We start from the raw sequence: 18,539 nt of genomic DNA on the forward strand, positions 1-18,539 counted from the left end.
TAACAAAATGTGACCTCAAGAGATTGCAAGACCGACAGTCTTTGTCATGCTCTGCGCGCCGCTCGCGCGACCCGCTCACCAGCAATCCGCGCGCGGCCGAGGCCGACGCCCCGCAGCGTCGTCCCTCTTCCAATAACAAACAACGGGCTTCGGCCCCGCCCAAAAGGCGGCCGCATGCCCAGGAGCATTGCATGAACGAACTGGTCTCGACCCTAAACGGTCTGGTCTGGAGCCCGGCGCTGATCTATCTATGTCTTGGCGTTGGTCTCTACTTCTCCCTGCGCGGCCGCTTTCTCCAGGTTCGCCACTTCAAAGAAATGATTCGCCTGATGTTCACCGGCAAGACCGATGAGCACGGCATCACCTCCTTCCAGGCCCTGACCATGACCCTCGCCGGTCGCGTCGGTACCGGCAACATTGCCGGCGTGGCTACCGCCATCACCTTCGGTGGTCCGGGTGCCGTGTTCTGGATGTGGATGGTGGCCTTCCTGGGTGCCAGCTCGGCATTCGTCGAGTCCACCCTCGGCCAGGTGTACAAGGAAAAGCTCAACGGTGAATACCGCGGCGGCCCGGCCTTCTACATCGAGCGCGGCCTGGGTCTGAAGTGGTACGCCTGGCTGTTCGCCATCGTTACCGTGTTCGCCTGCGGCCTGTTGCTGCCAGGCGTACAGGCCAACTCCATCGCCTCCAGCGTCAACACCGCCTTCGGTATCGACCCGAACGTCACTGCCGCTGTACTGGCCGTGCTGATCGGTCTGATCATCTTCGGCGGCGTCAAGCGTATCGCCCACTTCACCCAGGTGGTCGTACCGTTCATGGCGCTGGGCTACATCCTGGTGGCGATGGTCATCATCCTGCTGAACATCGAGAAGCTGCCGGAAGTCATCGCACTGATCGTCAAGAGCGCATTCGGCCTCGAGGCCGGTTTCGGCGCCATCGTCGGTATGGCCATCCAGTGGGGCGTCAAGCGCGGTGTCTACTCCAACGAAGCTGGCCAGGGTACTGGTCCGCACGCTTCGTCGGCCGCCGCTGTCAGCCATCCGGCCAAGCAGGGCCTGGTTCAGGGCTTCTCGGTCTACATCGACACCCTGTTCGTCTGCTCGGCGACTGCCTTCATGCTGCTGATCACTGGTCAGTACAACGTGCAGGCCCCGGATGGCAGCGCGCTGTTCACCGGTATCGCTGGCGTAGCCGCAGGTCCGGGCTACGTGCAGACCGCGATGGAGAACATGATGCCCGGCTTCGGTAACGCCTTCGTTGCCATTGCCCTGTTCTTCTTCGCCTTCACCACCATCCTGGCGTACTACTACATCGCCGAAACCAACATTGCCTACATCAACCGCAAGGTGAAACGTCCCATCCTCACCCTGCTGCTGAAGTTCGGCATCATCGCGGCTACCGTGTACGGCACCGTGCACACCGCCACCTTCGCCTGGGACCTGGGTGATCTCGGCGTCGGCCTGATGGCCTGGCTGAACATCATCGCCATCCTGCTCATGCACAAGGTCGCCTACAAGTGCCTGAAGGACTACGAGCAGCAGCTGGACGAGGGCAAGGACCCGGTCTTCCACCCGGAAAAGCTCGGCATCAAGAATGCCGACTACTGGAGCACCAGCACCTCGGAAGAGAACCTGACTGCCGAGAAGGGCGAGGCGCAGCAACCGCAGCGCTGATAGCCGCACAGCAGTAACGAAAAAGCCCCGGCCAGTGCCGGGGCTTTTTCATGGGCGACGCGGTCGCGCCGGGTCGGTTCAGATCAGGCCAGCATCGGCGAGCAGTTGCTCCAGTGCAGCCAGATCAGGAATACGCACCACCTCCTCACCGACGCGCGCTGCACCCAGCTCCAGGGGCGCCAGCTCGACATCGGCGCCTTGCAGCTCGCTACCGACCTTCAGCGAGCGCGGAATACCCTGCACCAGCAGCGCGATGAACTTGACCTTGGGGCGACCGCCCAGGGCATTGATCACCGCAACACGGGCACCACTGGCGACATGCGCCTGGCCGCCACTGGCCGCCTCGAAGGAGAGCAGCGGCAAGCGCAGGTCACGCCAGGCGATCTGGCCGAGAAACCAGTCAGGGGTGCCTTCAGTGACCTGCGGAGCGCGATAGGGAATTAGCTCCGCCACCGCCACGTTGGGCAGCAACAGGGTGCGGTCGGCCAGAGGCACCAGCAAGCCGGTAAGACTGGCGGCGCTGTTCTGGGTGGCGACGGCTTGGCTCATTGAAACGTCCTCAACTGCAATGTTCGGCGAGGTGATTGACCAGGGCCACGGCGAGCTCACGCGGATCGGCACTGAAGCTGCTGTACCCCCCCTCGCGCAGGCTGTCGGGCATGCTCGGACTGGCGCAGCTGTCAGCGCGCTGAGTCCAGATCACGCCACCCTGGCGTTTGACGTAGGCGGCGGCGGCGCTGCCATCGCTGCCCATGCCGCTGAACGCGATCACGCCGCACTCGGCGCCGAACTGCTGCGCCAGGTTGAGCATCATCTGATCGATGGAAGGACTGTAGGGCTCGGGCCAGCCGCGTTCGGCGATCTGCATCGCACCGTCTTCGGCAAAGCCCAGCTCGTTGCTGATCGGCACCACCACCACTTCACCGCAACGCACCGGATCGCCCTGGCGCACCGGATTGACATGCCACTGACTGTGTCGGCCGACCGCCTGCGGCAGCGCGGCCTCGAAGCTGGCGTCGATATGCTGGGCGTAGATGAACCCGATAGGCAGACCACCTGGCAAGGCATCGAGGAAGGCCTTGACTGCCGCCGGCCCCCCCAGCGAAGCGGCCAGCAGCCATACCTGACGGGCCGGCTCGCCAGCTTTCAGCGGCGTGTTGGCCAGTGCTTGCGGCAGCTCCAGACGCACCGGACGCTGTGCTTCGTCGAGCAGTGCCTGCAAACTCGGCCCGACTGCCTGGGTCGGATCGCCGACCAGGCGCTTGAGCTTGCCAAACAGGCTGCGCTCCCAACGCGGGTAGTTCTCCGAGTGGCGCTCGGGGGCATGTCCCTCGCCGAACAACACCGGGGCGCTGACGCGCTCGAGCAGGCTGTCGACCAGCGGAGAATCTTCCGACTGGGCCAGATCCACCAACCACAGGTCGGTCTCGCAAGCTGCCAACTGCTCCTCGTCGAGCCGCGCCGGGTCGCTGTTGAGCACCACCTGATAACCACCACCCGCCAATGCCTGCTGTAACACATGACGCTGCAGTGAGGTGTCGGCGATTACTGCGATACGCGCGGAGGTTTTGTCTGTCATGTCCGTTTGACCCGATGGCTATCCACCAACTGAGCGATGGTGTCGAGCAGCAAGGATTCCTGATAGGGCTTGCCGAGATACTGATTGACGCCGATGGACATGGCACGCTCGCGGTGCTTCTCACCGGTACGCGACGTGATCATGATGATCGGCAGATCCTTGAGGCGCTCGTCGTGACGCACCAGCGTGGCCACCTCGAAGCCGTCCATGCGCGGCATTTCGATGTCCAGCAGCATGATGTCAGGCTTGTGATCCTGCAACTGGGCGATGGCATCGACCCCATCCTTGGCGGTAACCACGTTCATGCCATTACGCTCAAGCAGACGGCTGGTGACCTTGCGCACGGTGACCGAATCGTCCACCACCATGACCAGCGGCGGCCGGTCGGCCTCGACCTCTTCATTGGCCGCAGCCTGACGGGAAGCCAGGCGCGGCATCAGCTGATTCTGCAGATGTGCATGCAACACACGAATGGTCGCCAGCAGATCGAGAATCACCACCACGCGACCGTCACCGAGGATCGTCGCACCAGAGATCCCGTGCACCCCGGCGAACTGCGGGCCGAGACTCTTGACCACGATCTCGCGCGAACCGGCCAGGCTGTCTACCTGCACCGCCACGGCGTGCTCGCTGGAACGCACCAGAATCACCGGTAGCGGCAGGCTCTGGCCCACCAGTTTGGGCTGCTGACCGTTGTTCAGCAGATCGCCCAGGTACTTCAGTTCGTAGGCCTGTCCGGCGTACTCGAAGCGCGGTGCATCGGGCGCGTAGTAGGCCTCCAGCTCGAACGGCGAGACCCGCACGATACCTTCGATGGTATTCAGCGGGATGGCGTAGAGGTCTTCGCCGGAGTACACCATCAGTGCACGGTTGACCGACACGGTGAACGGCAGGCGAATGGTGAAGCGCGTACCCTGACCCAGCGTCGAGTCGATGCTCATCGAGCCGCCAAGCTGCTTGACCTCGGAATGCACCACGTCCATGCCGACACCACGACCGGAAATCTGCGTAACCTTCTCGGCAGTGGAAAAACCCGCCTCGAGGATGAACTGCAGGATTTCGTGATCACTCAGATCGCTGTCGGCGTCCATCAGCCCGCGCTCGATAGCCTTGCGCCGCACGGCCTCCAGACGAATACCACCGCCGTCATCGTCCAGGGTAAGAACGATGTCGCCGCCCTCACGACCGAGATTGAGACGAATGGTGCCGGTTTCCGGCTTGCCGACATCGCGGCGCACGGCTGTGGGCTCGATGCCGTGATCGACGGCGTTACGCAGCATATGCTCCAGAGGCGCGACGATGCGCTCGAGCACGGTACGGTCCATTTCCCCCTCGGCGTTGCCAACGACGAACTCCACCTGCTTGCCCAGCTCGCCGGCCACCTGACGCACGATGCGGCGCAGACGCGGTACCAGACGATCGAACGGCACCATGCGGGTGCGCATCAGACCTTCCTGCAGCTCGGTGTTGACCCGCGCCTGTTGCAACAGCAGGGTCTCGGCGTCGCGGTTCTTCGCCGCCAGGGTTTCCTTCAGATCGAGCAAGTCGGAGGCAGACTCGAACAGCGCACGGGACAGCTGTTGCAGCTGCGAGTGGCGGTCCATCTCCAGCGGGTCGAAATCTTCATAACCGGCGCGCTCGGCCTCGGCCTGATAGCGACTGAGGATCTGCGCCTGGGTCTCGGTATCGAGACGGCGCAGTTGGTCACGCACGCGGTCGATGGTCGCTTCCATCTCGCTCAGGGTGAAGCCGACATCGCTCACCTGCTGCTCGACACGGCCACGGAAGATCGATGTTTCACCGGCCAGGTTGACCAGACCCTCGAGTAGCTCGGCTGGCACCTTGACCAGCTCCTGTGGCGCGCGACGGGATGCCGCCTCCAGCGCTGCCTCCTGCGCACGCTGGACGAACGGCAACACCTTCGGCGCCTGCAACTGGCTCGGCACGTCACTGGCAGCGATGATCGGGTTGAGCAGATTGCTCACAGGCGCTGCCGCTGGCTCAGCCTCGGCCACCACCGGCTCATCGCCGAGGCTGGCACTGAGGCGCTGGCGCAGCACGTCGAGCTCATTCTGCAGCCCTTCGAAACCGGACTGCACGTCGAGCAGCAGACTCTCCGGCCAGGGTGCACCCTGCTGCAGCGCCTCGCTGAGGTGCTGCTCCAGGTCATGGCTCAGATCGCCCAGGCGCTTCTGCCCAGCCAGGCGTGCGCCGCCCTTGAGGGTGTGCAGCGTGCGCAACATCTCGTCGATGGCGCGGGCATCATCAGGTTGTTCTTCCCAACGCCCAATCGCTGCCTCCATCGCTTCGAGCAGGTCATCGCCTTCTTCGAGGAAGATATCGAGGATGTCACTGTCAGCCTCTTCGGCTTCGTCGCTCTCGACCACGGCCCTGAGCTGGACCGCCGACGGGATGCTCAGCTGCTCGTCAGGACTGGCGCGAAAGCGCTTGATCGTCTCGATCAGGGCATGGCCCTGCGGCACTGCTCGTTTACCACGCACAGCTTCGAGCATCTCGGCCAGGCGGTCATGGCAGGCCTGCAGCAGAGCGAACAACTCCTGGCTGGCTCGCAGGCGACCGCCACCGAGATCTTCGTAAAGGAACTCCAGCTCGTGGGCCAGATCGCCGATCTCGCGAATTTCGGCCATGCGCGCACCACCCTTGAGGGTGTGCAGGTCACGCTGCAGAGCTTCCAGCTCCAGGCTGTTGTCGACATCGCCCATCCAACGCTGCAGAGCAGCGCCAGCACTGTCGATGATATCGAAACCTTCCTCGAGGAAGATTTCCACCAATTCGGGATCGCGCTCTTCATGCCAGTTGGCCAGCGTCGCGCCTTGTGGCTCTGGCTCGACAATAGCCTCAGCCTGAGCTGGCAGTTCGTCTTCGGGCAATACCAGCTCGACTTCGTCGATCAGAGGCAACTCTGTCTCAGGCTCTGCCGGTGGCGCTTCGTCGAGCAGGATTTCGTCTTCGACCAGCGTCAGAGAAGGCAGCTCGACGCTATCCGGCTCAACCGCTTCGGTCGGCTCGACGAGATCATCGTCCAGCGCCGGATCAACCTGAGCGACAGCGGCCGACAGGCTCTGCGGCGTACCGCCCTGGCGGAAATGACGAATTGCCTGAATCAGGTCGTCACCAGAAACCAGCGGCTGGCGGGCCTGCAACTGATCGAGCATCTGTGCCAGGCGATCATGGCTTTGCTGCAGCAGGTTGCCCAGCGCCGGCGAATAGTTGTAACGGCGGTCGACCAAGCCCTCGTAGAGCGACTCCAGTTCGTGGCCAAGATCACCAATCGGGCGAATCGCGGCCATGCGTGCACCGCCCTTGAGGGTGTGCAGATCGCGCTGCAGCGACGACAACGGCATGGTGTTGTCAGGCTCACCGAGCCAGCGCTCCAGCGCCTGACCGGCGCTGTCGAGAATATCCACAGCCTCTTCGAGGAAGATCTCGACCATTTCTTCATCGAGGTCGGAGTCGACAGGGGTGAAACCCAGCTCGGCCTCGGTCTGCTGCTCCAGACCAGCGGCCTCGACGATTTCCGGCTCGACGGGCGACTCTTGCCACTGCAGCGGATCTGCCTCGGCTTGCTCCAGCTCGGCAGTGGCCTGGTCCAGCTCGATGATTTCCAGCCCCTCGGCGCCAGGCGCCAGCAAGGCCAGGGTATGCGGATCGATGGCTTCGCTCAGCAGGTCACGCAGCGCCTGTACGCGCTCGGGTTGCGGGCTGACCTGCAAGGCAGCAGCGACCTGATCCATCATGCCGATCAGCACTTCGTGGGCCTTTTCCGCCTCGTCGAAGAAGCGTTCGCTGACGGCCAGACTGCCTTCCTCGACAGCGCCATAGAGATCCAGCAGGGCTTCGCAGAGTTCGTCGATCTGCGGCAGCTCGGCCATTTCAGCGCCACGACCGAGCGTGGTCAGCTCTTCCAGCAGCGCAGACAGCTCCTGACGCTCGGACGGATGCTCGCGCCATTTACGCAGCAGGTCCTCGGCATCCAGCAAGATGTCCATACCCTCGGCGAGGAAGATGCTGATCATCTGTGGATCGCGGCTTTCGCCGCTCTGTGCCATCCGCTCGTCTTCGGCGTTTGCGAGATGCTCCTGATGCAGGGCCTGCACACGGGCAAGAAATGCCTCGGCGCCAGGAATAGGTGCCAGAGGCTGACTCTCGAGGTTGTCGAGACCGATACGGAATACACCCTCGGCGCTGCTCAACAACTCGGCGGCCGCCAGATCCACCTGGATCAGGTTGGTCTTGAACTCCTTGACCAGCTTCTCCAGCGGCGCAGCGATTTCCGCCACCGGCAGGATGCCGGCCATATAGGCACTGCCTTTGAGGGTGTGCAGAGCGCGCTGCAGGTCGTCGGTGACTGGCTGCGGCAGCTCCTGCGCGCAATCGGCGAGAAAGCCCACCAGAGTATCCAGATGGGTTTCCGCCTCGTTACGGAAGATTTCCAGCAACTGGGGGTCCAGGGGCTCGCCGTCGAGAAACTCGCCATCGAGCGGTTGGTCGGTGACCGACTCGACCTGCTCGACGACCTCGGTAGCGTCGTCAACGCCCGCGGGCTCGGCTACCTGCTGGGTGGCCGGGGCGTCAGATTTTGGGGGCGTCAGTCCCTTGGCCAGGGCATGCGCGGTGGCCGCCAGCAGATCGACATCATCGCGCTGACGCTGAGCCTTGGCGGCGAATTCATCGACCAGCGCCGGCATCAGCGCCACTACATCGAGCACAACCTGCTGCACCGGTGCGTTTGGCTCGATGCTGCGATCCAGCACGCGATTGAGCAGGTTCTCGATGGACCAGCCCAGTTCGCCAATGATCAGCGCGCGAACCATGCGGCCGCTGCCCTTGAGCGTGTGGAAGGCTCGACGCACTTCGATCAGGGCGTCCTTGTTCTCGGTATCGGCCTGCCACTGCGGCAGGTATTCGCCGATAGTTTCCAGCACCTCACCGACTTCTTCGATAAAGACTTCCAGCAACTCTTCATCCACCGGCTCTTCATCGGCAGGCGGCGGCAACAGGCTCGGAGGTACATCGGCGGCAGGCGGATTGATAGCCTGTACCGGAGCGGCCATCACGTCAGCCATTGACAGCGGCTTCTCTGCCACTGGCTCCTCGACCTGGATTTGCGGCGCGCTGGGCAGCTCGACTTCCGGCAGCTCCAGATCGGCCAGTTCCAACTCGTCCCACTGGTTAGCTTCGGCCAGTTGCTCCAGGCTCAGTTCTTCGAGTTCCAACGCCGGCTCATCTTGGGCGTCGAACAATGGCGCAGCAATGATCTCTTCACTCTGCACAGCGGGCAGCTCTTCGAGCTCGCCCAGCTCGAAGGTGAAGGTCTCGGCACTCTCGTTCACTGTCGGCAAGTCAGGCTCGACGTCCGCCAGTTCCAGCTCGGCAACGACTTCGTCAGGTACATCGACCGAATCGAAGGTCAGCGGCTCGACCTCGGCGAGGGGCTCCTCGAGCTGTTCGTCCTCGGCGCCCAGCAGTTCGATTTCCTGCAGCGGGTCGGCCAGCGGCGCCAGGCTTTCCTCCGGCGGATCGACGCGGTCGAGAATCGACGGCTTTTCCTTGAGCGGATAACCCAGTGCTTCCAGGCTCTCCTCGGCGACGTCGAGAATCAGGTCACCCTGCGTGCCATGGTCCTCGGCCAGACGCTCGAGGTAATACTCGACGCTGGTGATGGCATCAGCCAGGGTGTCCAGGCTCTGCCAGTTGGGCACGGCCTTGCGTGCCAGCAACTGCTCCTGAATGTAGCGGTTGCAAGCATTGAGCAGATCGGCGGCGCGCTGCAGCGGAATCATCGCCAGGCCACCACGAACCTGGGTCAGCAGGCCAGGGACACGTGCCAGGTGTTCGTGATTCCATTGCGAGGCGATGAACTCGATGATCGCGTCCTTGGCTTGCTCCAGACCGTTGCGCGCCTCTTTGATCACCACCTGATGAATCTGCGCCACATCGGTGGTGGGCAGGTGGCTCTGCTCGTTCTTGCTGTCATCGCTCGGCCCGACCATGCCGGCCAGTGTCGCCTCGACGTAGAGCAACGCACCAGCCACATCCATCAGCACAGCATCGTTGGGCTCGCGCTGGCCGAGGGACAGGCCGTGAATGACGTCGATCTGGTCGAGAATGACCTTGCGCGGCTGGCCGAAACCGAGCACTGCCAGGGTATCGGCGATCTGCTTGAGCGGCGCCAGCAGGGCGTCCAGCTCACTGGGTTGACTGCGATCACTGCGCACGAACAGGTCCAGGCTGTCCTTGACCCGCACCAACTCTTCGCAGAGAGCTGCCACCACAGAACGCATGGCATCGCGGTCAGGACCGGCCAGACGGGCACGCTCCTCATCCACCACTTCGTTATCGGGCAGTGCTTCGTCGAGACGATACTGCTCCTTCAGCGCGCGAATACGCGGCGATTGCGCCGGCGCCTTGGCTACGTAGAACAACAGGTTCTTGGTCAGCTCATCGGCAGCGGGCTGATTGATACCATCGGCCCCCTGCTCGACCAGGCGCTTGAGCTCCTTGTCGACCTGACGCAGCAAAGTGCGCACCGAGGTACCGTTGACCACGCTGCCGTTGGCCAGACCTTCGACCATGCCGGAAGCGATCTGCCACAGGCCGCCCAGCGGGGCGTCCTTGCACAGCGTTTCCAGACGGGCGAAAACACGTGCCATGTAACCGAGATTGGTTGCCAGATCCTGATTGCGGATCACGCCGACAAGGGCCATTTGCAGCATCTGCCGCAGTTTGCGCAGCAGCACCGGAAGCTCGGCAGTACGCAGCCTCGCCAGGCTATCGGACGGTAGCGCCGGCAGACGCGCGGACATGTCCGGGGAGAACAGGCTGGTTTCCGACAGCAGCTTTTCGCCACGGGCGGCACGTAGATCGTTGAGCAGAGGCAGCACGACCATGGGCAGGTCGCGACGAGCGGTCTGGATACGGTCGAGGTACACCGGCAGTTGCAGGATGGCCTGCATCAGCACTTCCAGGGCTTCGCCCTGGTTGGCCACGCGACCTTCCATCAGCGCCTTGGCCAACTGTTCCATTTCCTCGGCAAGCAGAGCAGCGCCGTAGAACTCGACCATCTGCAAGGTGCCGTGAACCTGGTGCACGTAGGTCAGGCAGAAGCGCATGCGCGTAGGGTCCTGCGGGTTCTCGACGAACGCCTCCAGGGCTTGCCGCGCCTGCTTCAGGGTTTCCCCGATCTCGCCTTTAACCCACTCCAGGGCGACATAATCATGCCGATCACCCATAGCCACTCCACTCATAAACTTGGCCTTATCCCTTGCGGGTAAACGCCAGAACTCGCTCGTCGGCCACCGGCACCAGTTGCGGGTGCTGCCAACCGGCTACCTCGCCCACACCCACGACCAGCAGGCCACCCGGCGCCAGGCTTTCGGCCAGGCGATTGAGGATGTCGCGGCGACGCCAGCGGCGGAAATAGATCAGCAAGTTCTGACAGAAAATCACATCCATGCCGGACATCGGCGCCTTGGCCAGTTCCAACACATTGAGCTTGGCGCAGCACACACGTGCTGCCAGGCTCGGTACCACCTTGAAGCGTCCATCGGCCTGTGCGAGAAAATAGCGCTCGCGCAGCTCGTCATTCACCTGCTCCAGGCGCCGTGCCGAGTAGCACGCCTCGCGTGCCTTACCCAGTGCGCCCTGGCTGATATCCGTACCGGTCACCGCGAAATGCTCGGGCAACTCGCTGCCTTGAAGAACCTCCGCCGCCTGAATCGCCAGCGAATAAGGCTCCTCACCACTGGAGCAACCCACGCTCCACAATTCCCAGGGCTTGCCCAGGCCAGCCGCCAGACGCTCCTGCAGATACTGCGAGAGCACCTCGAAGGAAGGCAGGTGACGGAAGAAGCGGGTTTCCTGCACGGTCAGACGATCCAGCAGGGTCGACCACTCCACCGCGCCACGCGGACCATCGGTGACCTGACGGTAATAGCTGGCGTAATCCGTGACGCCCAGTTCGCGCATGCGCGCACTCAGGTTGGTCTGCAAAAAAGCGCGCCGCTGCTCGCTGATCACCACACCGGTACGCGCTTCGAGCAGCGTCTGCCAGTCGTGAAAATCGGCTTGCGACATATCGGCCACCGGGCGCAATGCCCAAACGCCCGCTGACTGCATACCTTCGCCCTGAGTCATGGCTGTGTAGCGAAGGCTGCCGCCAGCCTCCGCACTCCTTTATCAGGCGTCTGGCAGGGTGAAGCCGGACACCGACTTGCGCATCTCGCTGGCCATCTTGGCCAGGTTACCAATGCTCTTGGCGGTGGCGGTGGTACCCGAGGACGTCTGCGAAGTGATCTCCTGGATCACGTTCATGGTGTTGGAAATGTGGCCGGCTGAAGAGGCCTGCTGACGGGCGGCGTTGGAAATGTTCTGGATGAGGGCCGCGAGGGTTTTCGATACCTTCTCGATCTCTTCCAGTGCCACACCGGCGTCCTGCGCCAGGCGAGCACCGCGCACCACTTCGGAAGTCGTCTGCTCCATGGAGATAACGGCTTCGTTGGTGTCGGTCTGAATGGTTTTTACCAGCGCCTCGATCTGCTTGGTCGCCGCCGAAGAACGTTCTGCGAGGCGTTGTACCTCGTCCGCTACCACGGCGAAGCCGCGGCCCGCATCACCAGCCATGGAGGCCTGGATCGCAGCGTTCAGTGCGAGGATGTTGGTCTGGTCGGCAATGTCGTTGATCAGGCTAACGATGTCACCGATCTCCTGGGACGATTCACCGAGGCGTTTGATCCGCTTCGAGGTGTCCTGGATCTGCTCACGGATGTTATCCATGCCGGTGATTGTGTTGTGTACGACTTCGTTGCCCTTGTTGGCGATGGCTACGGAACGTTCCGCTACCGCGGAGGATTCCGAGGCGTTCGCCGATACCTGGTCAATCGACACGGCCATCTCGTTGATCGCTGCGGAGGCGCCAGCAATTTCCTGCGCCTGGTGCTCGGACGCTTCGGCCAGGTGCATCGCCGTGGCCTGGGTTTCCTGGGCAGCACCGGCTACCTGAACGGCGGTCAGGTTGATGGTGGCTACCAGATCACGCAGCTGGTCGATGGAGTAGTTGATGGAGTCGGCGATGGCACCGGTAAAGTCTTCGGTTACCGTCGCGGCCACGGTCAGGTCACCGTCTGCGAGGTCGGCGATTTCGTCGAGCAGACGCAGAATCGCCGCCTGGTTACGTTCGTTCTTCTCGGCAGTCTCGGCCAGACGACGGTTGGTCTCACGCACCATCACCAAACCGATGAGGATGATCGAGCCCAGTGCCAGAGCGCCCAGCACGTAACCGAACAGTGTGTTGATCGCACGGCCCGAGGCCAGGTCTTCGAAGCCGCCAGCCAGCTCGGAGGCTTTGTCCAGCAGGGTCTGCGACACGGTGAAGATGGAGTTCGCCGACTCACGCACCTGGAACAGTTCCGGCGAGGTCTCGAGAATCTCGTCCACCGAGCCGGATACGAATTCGAACAGTTCGGAAATCTCGGCCAGACGCTCGAGGGCTTCCTCGTCGGTTACCTGGCTGATTTCCATCGCTGCGTTGCCCTCGAGCATCGCCGCCAGTACACGACCAAACAGGCTGGCGTCACGACCGAACATGTCGGCGGCCTGCACCGAGTCTTCGTCACCCGCCAGCACCTTGTTCACCGAACCGAGGATACGTTCGGCCAGCAACGATTGACGCTGGGCCACAGAAACCTGGGCAGCCGGTGCACCGCTTTCCAGCAGGATGTCGACCACTTCCTCGTACTCGACCTGCAGCTGCGGGATGGTTTCCGCCAGGGTGGCGGCTACCTGGTGCAGCGACAGTACCGTCTGCTCACTGGCGAGAATGGAGTCGGTGTTTTGCCGCAGGCTGTCCCAGTCCTGCTGGACCGCAGCCATCTGTGCCTGTACCGACTCGGGTGCCGGCGGCAAACCGCTGCTGGCATCGCCATCGGTCAGGTAGCCCCAGCGCTGCTGGAAGTCGTTGCGCGCATCACGCAACAGGCCGAAGGCTTCGGCAGTACCTGCCGCCGCTTCCGTGGCGTTCTTGGCGATACGCTGGGACAGTACGCGCAGTTCACCGGAGTGACTGATGTACTCGGTATCGTAGTTGGATTGAGTGTTGATGTAGGCGAAGTTCGCGAACAACAGCACGATGGAAACGATGAGCACGACGAACAGTGACGCGATCAGCGTGCTGCTGCGTGCCCCGACCAACAAATTACCTGCATTGAATTTTTTCATTTTCTGGCCCCCGCCTGGACCGACCGCACTACGGTTCCCATGTAACGCCAAAGGGTCGGAAGAACCGACCCAACCGAAAATCTGCAGGTTCTTTGGAAACCACCTGCATTGGCAAAACTGCGTCCAAAGCGACCTCGAAATGCTCATTTACAGCCGTAAATTACGCTTTTCGAGGTCGCTTTCACCCTGCCTTGCCTGCCTCGACTCGGACTTCCTGCTTTGCCCTATCCTCTGCATCCATGCAGTCGTTGCCTGTACATTTGAACGGCTTGCTAATACGCGACGTCGAGAAAGCCCTGATCGGCAGCCAGCGCATGAGGGCTGAACACCAACCAGGGTTGTTCTCGTTGAAAGACTCCGTGGATAAACGGCGCAATGCTCGCCTCGAGAGGCGGCAGTTGTTCTGAAAATGCATCCACCGGAAAATGTTGCATACCGAAAACCTCGTCGACCGTAAGGCCGGCGAAGATTTCCTGGTGGTCGACCACCAGCACTCGCCGCAGCTTGCGCAGCGGCGACAGTTCATTACCGAAGAACCCGCACAGGTCCATGATCGGCAGCAGGCGGCCACGCACGTTGGCCACCCCTTTGACCCAACCCTTCACACCCGGCAGCAGGGTGTAGCGCGGCTCGTGCAGCACCTCTCCCACTTCCCCCATCGGCGCGACGAAGAATCGCTCGCCCATGCGAAAGCCGATACCGCTCCAACTCTGTACCGCCGCCTGTTGCGACGGCAGGCCAGCCGCCAAGACCCGGCAACGCTGATCAATCTCAAGGAGAATCTGGAAAGGAGTCTGCACGGACATGCCAGCCTTGGCCTTCTTTTTATCTAGTAAGCGGACAGCACGGCATCAGCCGGCCAGTACCGCATTGAGAGTCTTCAGCAAGGTTTCTTCGTCGATCGGCTTGGTCAGGTAATCCTTGGCGCCCTGGCGCTTGCCCCAGACCTTGTCGGTTTCCTGATCCTTGGTGGTGACGATGATCACCGGAATATGGCTGGTCTCGGCGTCCTTGGTCAGTTGACGGGTCGCCTGAAAGCCATTGAGGCCTGGCATGACGATATCCATCAGCACCGCGTCGGGTTTTTCCTGGCGAGCCAGAGCCACGCCATCGGCGCCGTTTTCCGCCTTCAGTACCTGATGCCCATGTTTTTCCAGCATGGCGGTCAACTTGTACATCTCGGTCGGGGAGTCATCAACAATCAGAATTCGAGCCATGGTGTTTCCCAATACAGAAGTGGCGTGCGGCGGTCAGGCCGGAACGTCAGGAGGCTTGTTCCACTGGGGTGAAGTCGGGCACGTGCGCCTTGATGGCACCGAGCAACTCTTCCTTGCTGAAAGGCTTGGTCAGGTACTGATCGGAACCGACGATACGCCCCTTGGCCTTGTCGAACAGACCGTCCTTGGAGGACAGCATGATCACTGGCGTGGACTTGAAAGCACTGTTGTTCTTGATCAGGGCACAGGTCTGATACCCATCGAGACGCGGCATCATGATGTCGACAAAGATAATGCTGGGATGCGTGTCGGCAATCTTGGCCAGGGCATCGAAGCCATCGACCGCAGTGATGACATCACAACCCACTTTTTTCAGCAGAGTTTCAGCGGTGCGACGAATCGTTTTCGAATCGTCGATCACCATCACTTTCAAACCCTCGGTATGCTGTTCCATGTTCGCCCTACCATCGCCTCGGTGAGTCGTTATATTCGTGTTATCAGTATGCCTGAGGCCCAGTCTTCGATGGGGCTTGACCCAATCGTCGGGCCTTTTTAGCACACTCTCCAGATGCAATCTATAAGCCTGCCGGGCAGCTCCGCCCTTGACCACGCAGCCCGGCCGGCGCCACCCTGACAGCCATCGTTCGGCGCGGCCAACCCGGCCTTCGCCCTTATCTCACGGAGTTTACCCCCCATGAGCCTTCGTCTCGGGATCGTCATGGATCCTATTGCCAGCATCTCCTTCAAGAAGGACAGCTCGCTGGCCATGTTGCTGGCCGCTCAAGCACGCGGCTGGTCGCTGTTCTACATGGAGCAGCAGGATCTCTATCAGGTTCGCGGCCAGGCCCGTGCCCGCCTGCGTTCTCTGGAAGTGTTCAACGATCCACAGCGCTGGTTCACCCTTGGTGCGGAACAGGACACGCCGCTCGCCGAGCTGGACGTGATCCTGATGCGCAAGGACCCGCCCTTCGATAACGAATTCGTCTACTCCACCTACCTGCTCGAGCAGGCGGAGCGCGACGGCGTACTGGTAGTCAATCGGCCGCAGAGTCTGCGCGACTGCAATGAAAAGTTCTTCGCCACCCAGTTTCCCCAATACACACCAGCGACTCTGGTAAGCCGGCGTCCCGACATTGTGCGCCAGTTTGCCCATGAGCACCGTGACATCATTCTCAAACCCCTTGATGGCATGGGCGGATCGCAGATATTTCGCCACCGCGAAGGCGACCCGAATCTCTCGGTGATTCTGGAAACCCTGACCCTGCACGGCCACCAGCAGATCATGGCGCAGGCCTACCTGCCGGCGATCAAGGACGGCGACAAACGCATCCTGATGATCGACGGGGAACCGGTAGCCTACTGCCTGGCGCGCATTCCGGCGGCCGGAGAGACCCGCGGAAACCTGGCTGCAGGAGGTCGTGGCGAGGCGCGACCGCTGACCGAACGTGATCGCGAAATTGCTACGGCAGTCGGCCCTACGCTACGCGAAAAGGGACTGATCTTCGTCGGGCTCGATGTGATTGGTGATCATCTGACGGAAATCAATGTCACCAGCCCGACCTGTATCCGTGAGATAGATGCCGCGTTCGACACCCGCATCGGAGAACAGCTTATGGACTGCATTGCACGCAAACGCGGCTTAAAAGCTTGACGCAGGTGGCAGCCTGGCGCCCGCAACTTGCAGGCGCCTACTGCTACCCGGCAGACTGCGCGACATTCGAAAGCAGACCCGATACGCGATGAACGCAGCCGCCTCCCCACCGACCACCTCCTCCGCCAACGCCCGACCGGCGGACCGCCTGGGATTCACCCTGTTTCTCGCGGCAGCGCTGCACGCGGCGCTGATCCTCGGCGTCGGCTTCACCCTGGAGTCGCCGCCGGAAATCAGCAAGACGCTGGAAATCACGCTGTCCACCTTCAAGAGTGAAGAGAAGCCCAAGGAAGCGGACTTCCTGGCGCAGGACAACCAGCAGGGCAGCGGCACGCTGGAACACGCCGCAGCACCCAAAACTACCGAGCAGGCACCCTTCCAGGACAGCGAGGTGCGCAAGGTCACACCACCCGCCACCCCGCAACAGCCCGCCACCAGGCAGGAAGCGCCCAAGGCCGCGGTTGCCACGCGCGCGCCGCAGCAGCAGAAAACCCCGGTCAAACGCGAAGAGACCAAACCGGTTCCGCAGACCCGGCCTGCCCCCGTGTTCGACTCTGCTCAGCTGTCAGCCGAGATCGCCAGCCTGGAAGCCGAACTGGCCCAGGAAGTTCAGCAGTACGCCAAGCGTCCGAAGATCCACCGACTCAATGCCGCCTCGACCATGCGCGACAAGGGTGCCTGGTACAAGGACGAATGGCGCAAGAAGGTCGAACGCATCGGCAACCTCAATTACCCCGACGATGCCCGTCGTCAACGTATATACGGCAGCCTGCGCCTCCTGGTATCGATCAACCGTGATGGCTCGCTGTATGAGGTACAGGTGCTGGAATCTTCCGGCCATGCCGTGCTCGACCAGGCCGCACAACGCATCGTGCGCCTGGCAGCGCCCTATGCGCCCTTCACCGGCGACCTGACCGACATCGACCGCCTTGAAATCATCCGCACCTGGCGCTTCGAGCGCGGTGACCGACTATCGAGCAACTAACCCGGCAACGTCGCTTTTTACCGTAGCCCGGCTGAAATCCGGGAGTTTCACCACCGCTCCCGGATTTCAGCCGGGCTACGGATTGGGCAGTGCGCACGGCGCACCCTAAGGGATGACGCACCACCAGCAGTCATCCACCCACGTCTTGCGGCTTGTAGCCTGAAGCTTGTGGCTCCAAACTAGGTGTCATGAAGAAATCAGCCCCCACCTCGCTCAAGCACCACTTCCTGATTGCCATGCCGCACATGGCCGATCCGCACTTTGCACAGACCGTCACCTACCTGGTCGAACACAACGAGCAGGGCGCAATGGGCCTGGTGATCAACAAGCCGAACGGCCTGAACCTTGCGGATGTGCTCGAACAGCTGCGTCCTGACGAAGAGCCTGCTGCACTGTGCCACAGCCTGCCGATCTTCGCGGGCGGCCCAGTGCAGACTGATCGCGGCTTCGTCCTGCACCCCGCCGGCCCGCAGTACCAGGCAACCCTGGAGTTGGGCGAACTGGGCCTCTCCACTTCGCAGGACGTATTGTTCGCCATCGCCGACGGCAGCGGCCCTGATCGCTACCTGATCACCCTCGGCTACGCCGGCTGGGATGCCGGGCAACTGGAGGCTGAACTGGCCGACAACGCCTGGCTGACCTGCCCCGCCGACAGCAGCATTCTGTTCGACCTGCCATTCGATCAACGCCTGAATGCCGCAGCCGCACGCCTGGGGATCAACCTCAGCCTGCTGACCTCGCAGGTCGGGCACGCCTGATGAGCGACAAGCCACTGCGCCTGCTGCTGGGCTTCGACTATGGCACCAAGCAGATCGGCGTCGCCGTCGGCCAGGTGATCACCGGCCAGGCGCGCGAACTGTGCGTGCTCAAGGCGCAGAACGGCGTGCCGGACTGGAGCCGTGTCGAGGCGCTGCTCAAGGAGTGGCAACCAGACGCACTAGTCGTTGGCTTGCCGCTGAACATGGACGGCACGCCAAGCGAGATGAGCGCCCGCGCCGAGAAATTTGCCCGCCGCCTCAATGGCCGTTTCAACCTGCCGGCCTATACCCACGATGAACGCCTGACCACCTTCGAAGCCAAGGGCCAACGCCTGCGCGAAGGCCAGAGCGGCGGTTATCGCGAGCGCCCGGTCGACGCCATTGCCGCAGCCCTGCTACTACAGGGCTGGCTAGAGGAAAACTGTCCGGGCTGAGCGACT

The 18,539-nt window shown here is 62.2% G+C and carries 13 protein-coding genes; 5 read left to right on the forward strand and 8 right to left on the reverse strand.

All coding sequences use genetic code 11. The annotated features are described in order from the left end of the window. The first annotated feature begins 191 nt into the window (after positions 1-191). Positions 192-1,673, forward strand: a complete 1,482-nt coding sequence (locus tag H3221_RS03670; RefSeq protein WP_196475477.1) for an alanine/glycine:cation symporter family protein — start codon at positions 192-194, stop codon at positions 1,671-1,673. Between the two features lie 78 nt (positions 1,674-1,751). Here the strand turns inward: H3221_RS03670 and H3221_RS03675 are convergent, their stop codons facing one another. The 8 genes from H3221_RS03675 to pilG all read right to left on the reverse strand — a co-directional run bounded on the left by H3221_RS03675 (position 1,752) and on the right by pilG (position 15,159). Beyond that, the gene (locus H3221_RS03675) at positions 1,752-2,222 is read right to left on the reverse strand and encodes a chemotaxis protein CheW (RefSeq protein ID WP_075744938.1); all 471 of its coding nucleotides are present in this window, start codon (positions 2,220-2,222) and stop codon (positions 1,752-1,754) included. 10 nt (positions 2,223-2,232) lie between these two features. After that, entirely contained in the window at positions 2,233-3,252 is a 1,020-nt protein-coding gene (locus tag H3221_RS03680) for a chemotaxis protein CheB (protein WP_196475476.1), read from the reverse strand. Then, on the reverse strand, positions 3,249-10,505 hold the full coding sequence (locus H3221_RS03685; protein WP_196475475.1) for an Hpt domain-containing protein: 7,257 nt from the start codon (positions 10,503-10,505) through the stop codon (positions 3,249-3,251). The genes H3221_RS03680 and H3221_RS03685 overlap by 4 nt, the downstream gene beginning before the upstream one ends. Positions 10,506-10,530: 25 nt before the next feature. Continuing rightward, positions 10,531-11,391, reverse strand: coding sequence for a protein-glutamate O-methyltransferase (locus H3221_RS03690; RefSeq protein WP_160018992.1), 861 nt, complete (start codon positions 11,389-11,391; stop codon positions 10,531-10,533). Between the two features lie 60 nt (positions 11,392-11,451). Then, entirely contained in the window at positions 11,452-13,488 is a 2,037-nt protein-coding gene (locus tag H3221_RS03695) for a methyl-accepting chemotaxis protein (RefSeq protein WP_196475474.1), read from the reverse strand. A gap of 272 nt (positions 13,489-13,760) precedes the next feature. Further along, entirely contained in the window at positions 13,761-14,294 is a 534-nt protein-coding gene (locus H3221_RS03700) for a chemotaxis protein CheW (RefSeq protein WP_196475473.1), read from the reverse strand. A gap of 45 nt (positions 14,295-14,339) precedes the next feature. Next, positions 14,340-14,705 (reverse strand): twitching motility response regulator PilH, encoded by a 366-nt coding sequence (gene pilH, locus H3221_RS03705; RefSeq protein WP_160018989.1) that lies wholly within the window; start codon positions 14,703-14,705, stop codon positions 14,340-14,342. A gap of 46 nt (positions 14,706-14,751) precedes the next feature. Next, entirely contained in the window at positions 14,752-15,159 is a 408-nt protein-coding gene (pilG, locus tag H3221_RS03710) for a twitching motility response regulator PilG (protein WP_017678433.1), read from the reverse strand. Positions 15,160-15,399: 240 nt separating this feature from the next. On the opposite strand from pilG, the gene gshB reads away from it, so the two are divergent. From gshB to ruvX, 4 genes are all read left to right on the forward strand, one after another. Next, positions 15,400-16,356, forward strand: coding sequence for a glutathione synthase (gshB, locus tag H3221_RS03715; protein ID WP_196475472.1), 957 nt, complete (start codon positions 15,400-15,402; stop codon positions 16,354-16,356). A gap of 88 nt (positions 16,357-16,444) precedes the next feature. Further along, positions 16,445-17,341 carry an energy transducer TonB gene (locus tag H3221_RS03720; RefSeq protein ID WP_196475471.1) on the forward strand — a complete coding sequence of 299 codons (897 nt, stop codon included), beginning with the start codon at positions 16,445-16,447 and terminating at the stop codon, positions 17,339-17,341. Positions 17,342-17,529: 188 nt separating this feature from the next. After that, positions 17,530-18,099 (forward strand): YqgE/AlgH family protein, encoded by a 570-nt coding sequence (locus tag H3221_RS03725; protein ID WP_196475470.1) that lies wholly within the window; start codon positions 17,530-17,532, stop codon positions 18,097-18,099. Then, entirely contained in the window at positions 18,096-18,533 is a 438-nt protein-coding gene (gene ruvX / locus H3221_RS03730) for a Holliday junction resolvase RuvX (protein ID WP_196475554.1), read from the forward strand. The genes H3221_RS03725 and ruvX overlap by 4 nt, the downstream gene beginning before the upstream one ends. The last annotated feature ends 6 nt before the right edge of the window (positions 18,534-18,539 follow it).

Origin of the sequence: Pseudomonas chaetocerotis (assembly GCF_015712105.2) — a bacterium.
GTDB lineage: Bacteria > Pseudomonadota > Gammaproteobacteria > Pseudomonadales > Pseudomonadaceae > Aquipseudomonas > Aquipseudomonas chaetocerotis.

Coding starts and splice junctions, on each gene's coding strand:
- H3221_RS03670 (WP_196475477.1), top strand. CDS start 192: ATGAACGAACTGGTCTCGACCCTAAACGGTCTGGTCTGGAGCCCGGCG.
- H3221_RS03675 (WP_075744938.1), bottom strand. CDS start 2,222: ATGAGCCAAGCCGTCGCCACCCAGAACAGCGCCGCCAGTCTTACCGGC.
- H3221_RS03680 (WP_196475476.1), bottom strand. CDS start 3,252: ATGACAGACAAAACCTCCGCGCGTATCGCAGTAATCGCCGACACCTCA.
- H3221_RS03685 (WP_196475475.1), bottom strand. CDS start 10,505: ATGGGTGATCGGCATGATTATGTCGCCCTGGAGTGGGTTAAAGGCGAG.
- H3221_RS03690 (WP_160018992.1), bottom strand. CDS start 11,391: ATGCAGTCAGCGGGCGTTTGGGCATTGCGCCCGGTGGCCGATATGTCG.
- H3221_RS03695 (WP_196475474.1), bottom strand. CDS start 13,488: ATGAAAAAATTCAATGCAGGTAATTTGTTGGTCGGGGCACGCAGCAGC.
- H3221_RS03700 (WP_196475473.1), bottom strand. CDS start 14,294: ATGTCCGTGCAGACTCCTTTCCAGATTCTCCTTGAGATTGATCAGCGT.
- pilH (WP_160018989.1), bottom strand. CDS start 14,705: ATGGCTCGAATTCTGATTGTTGATGACTCCCCGACCGAGATGTACAAG.
- pilG (WP_017678433.1), bottom strand. CDS start 15,159: ATGGAACAGCATACCGAGGGTTTGAAAGTGATGGTGATCGACGATTCG.
- gshB (WP_196475472.1), top strand. CDS start 15,400: ATGAGCCTTCGTCTCGGGATCGTCATGGATCCTATTGCCAGCATCTCC.
- H3221_RS03720 (WP_196475471.1), top strand. CDS start 16,445: ATGAACGCAGCCGCCTCCCCACCGACCACCTCCTCCGCCAACGCCCGA.
- H3221_RS03725 (WP_196475470.1), top strand. CDS start 17,530: ATGAAGAAATCAGCCCCCACCTCGCTCAAGCACCACTTCCTGATTGCC.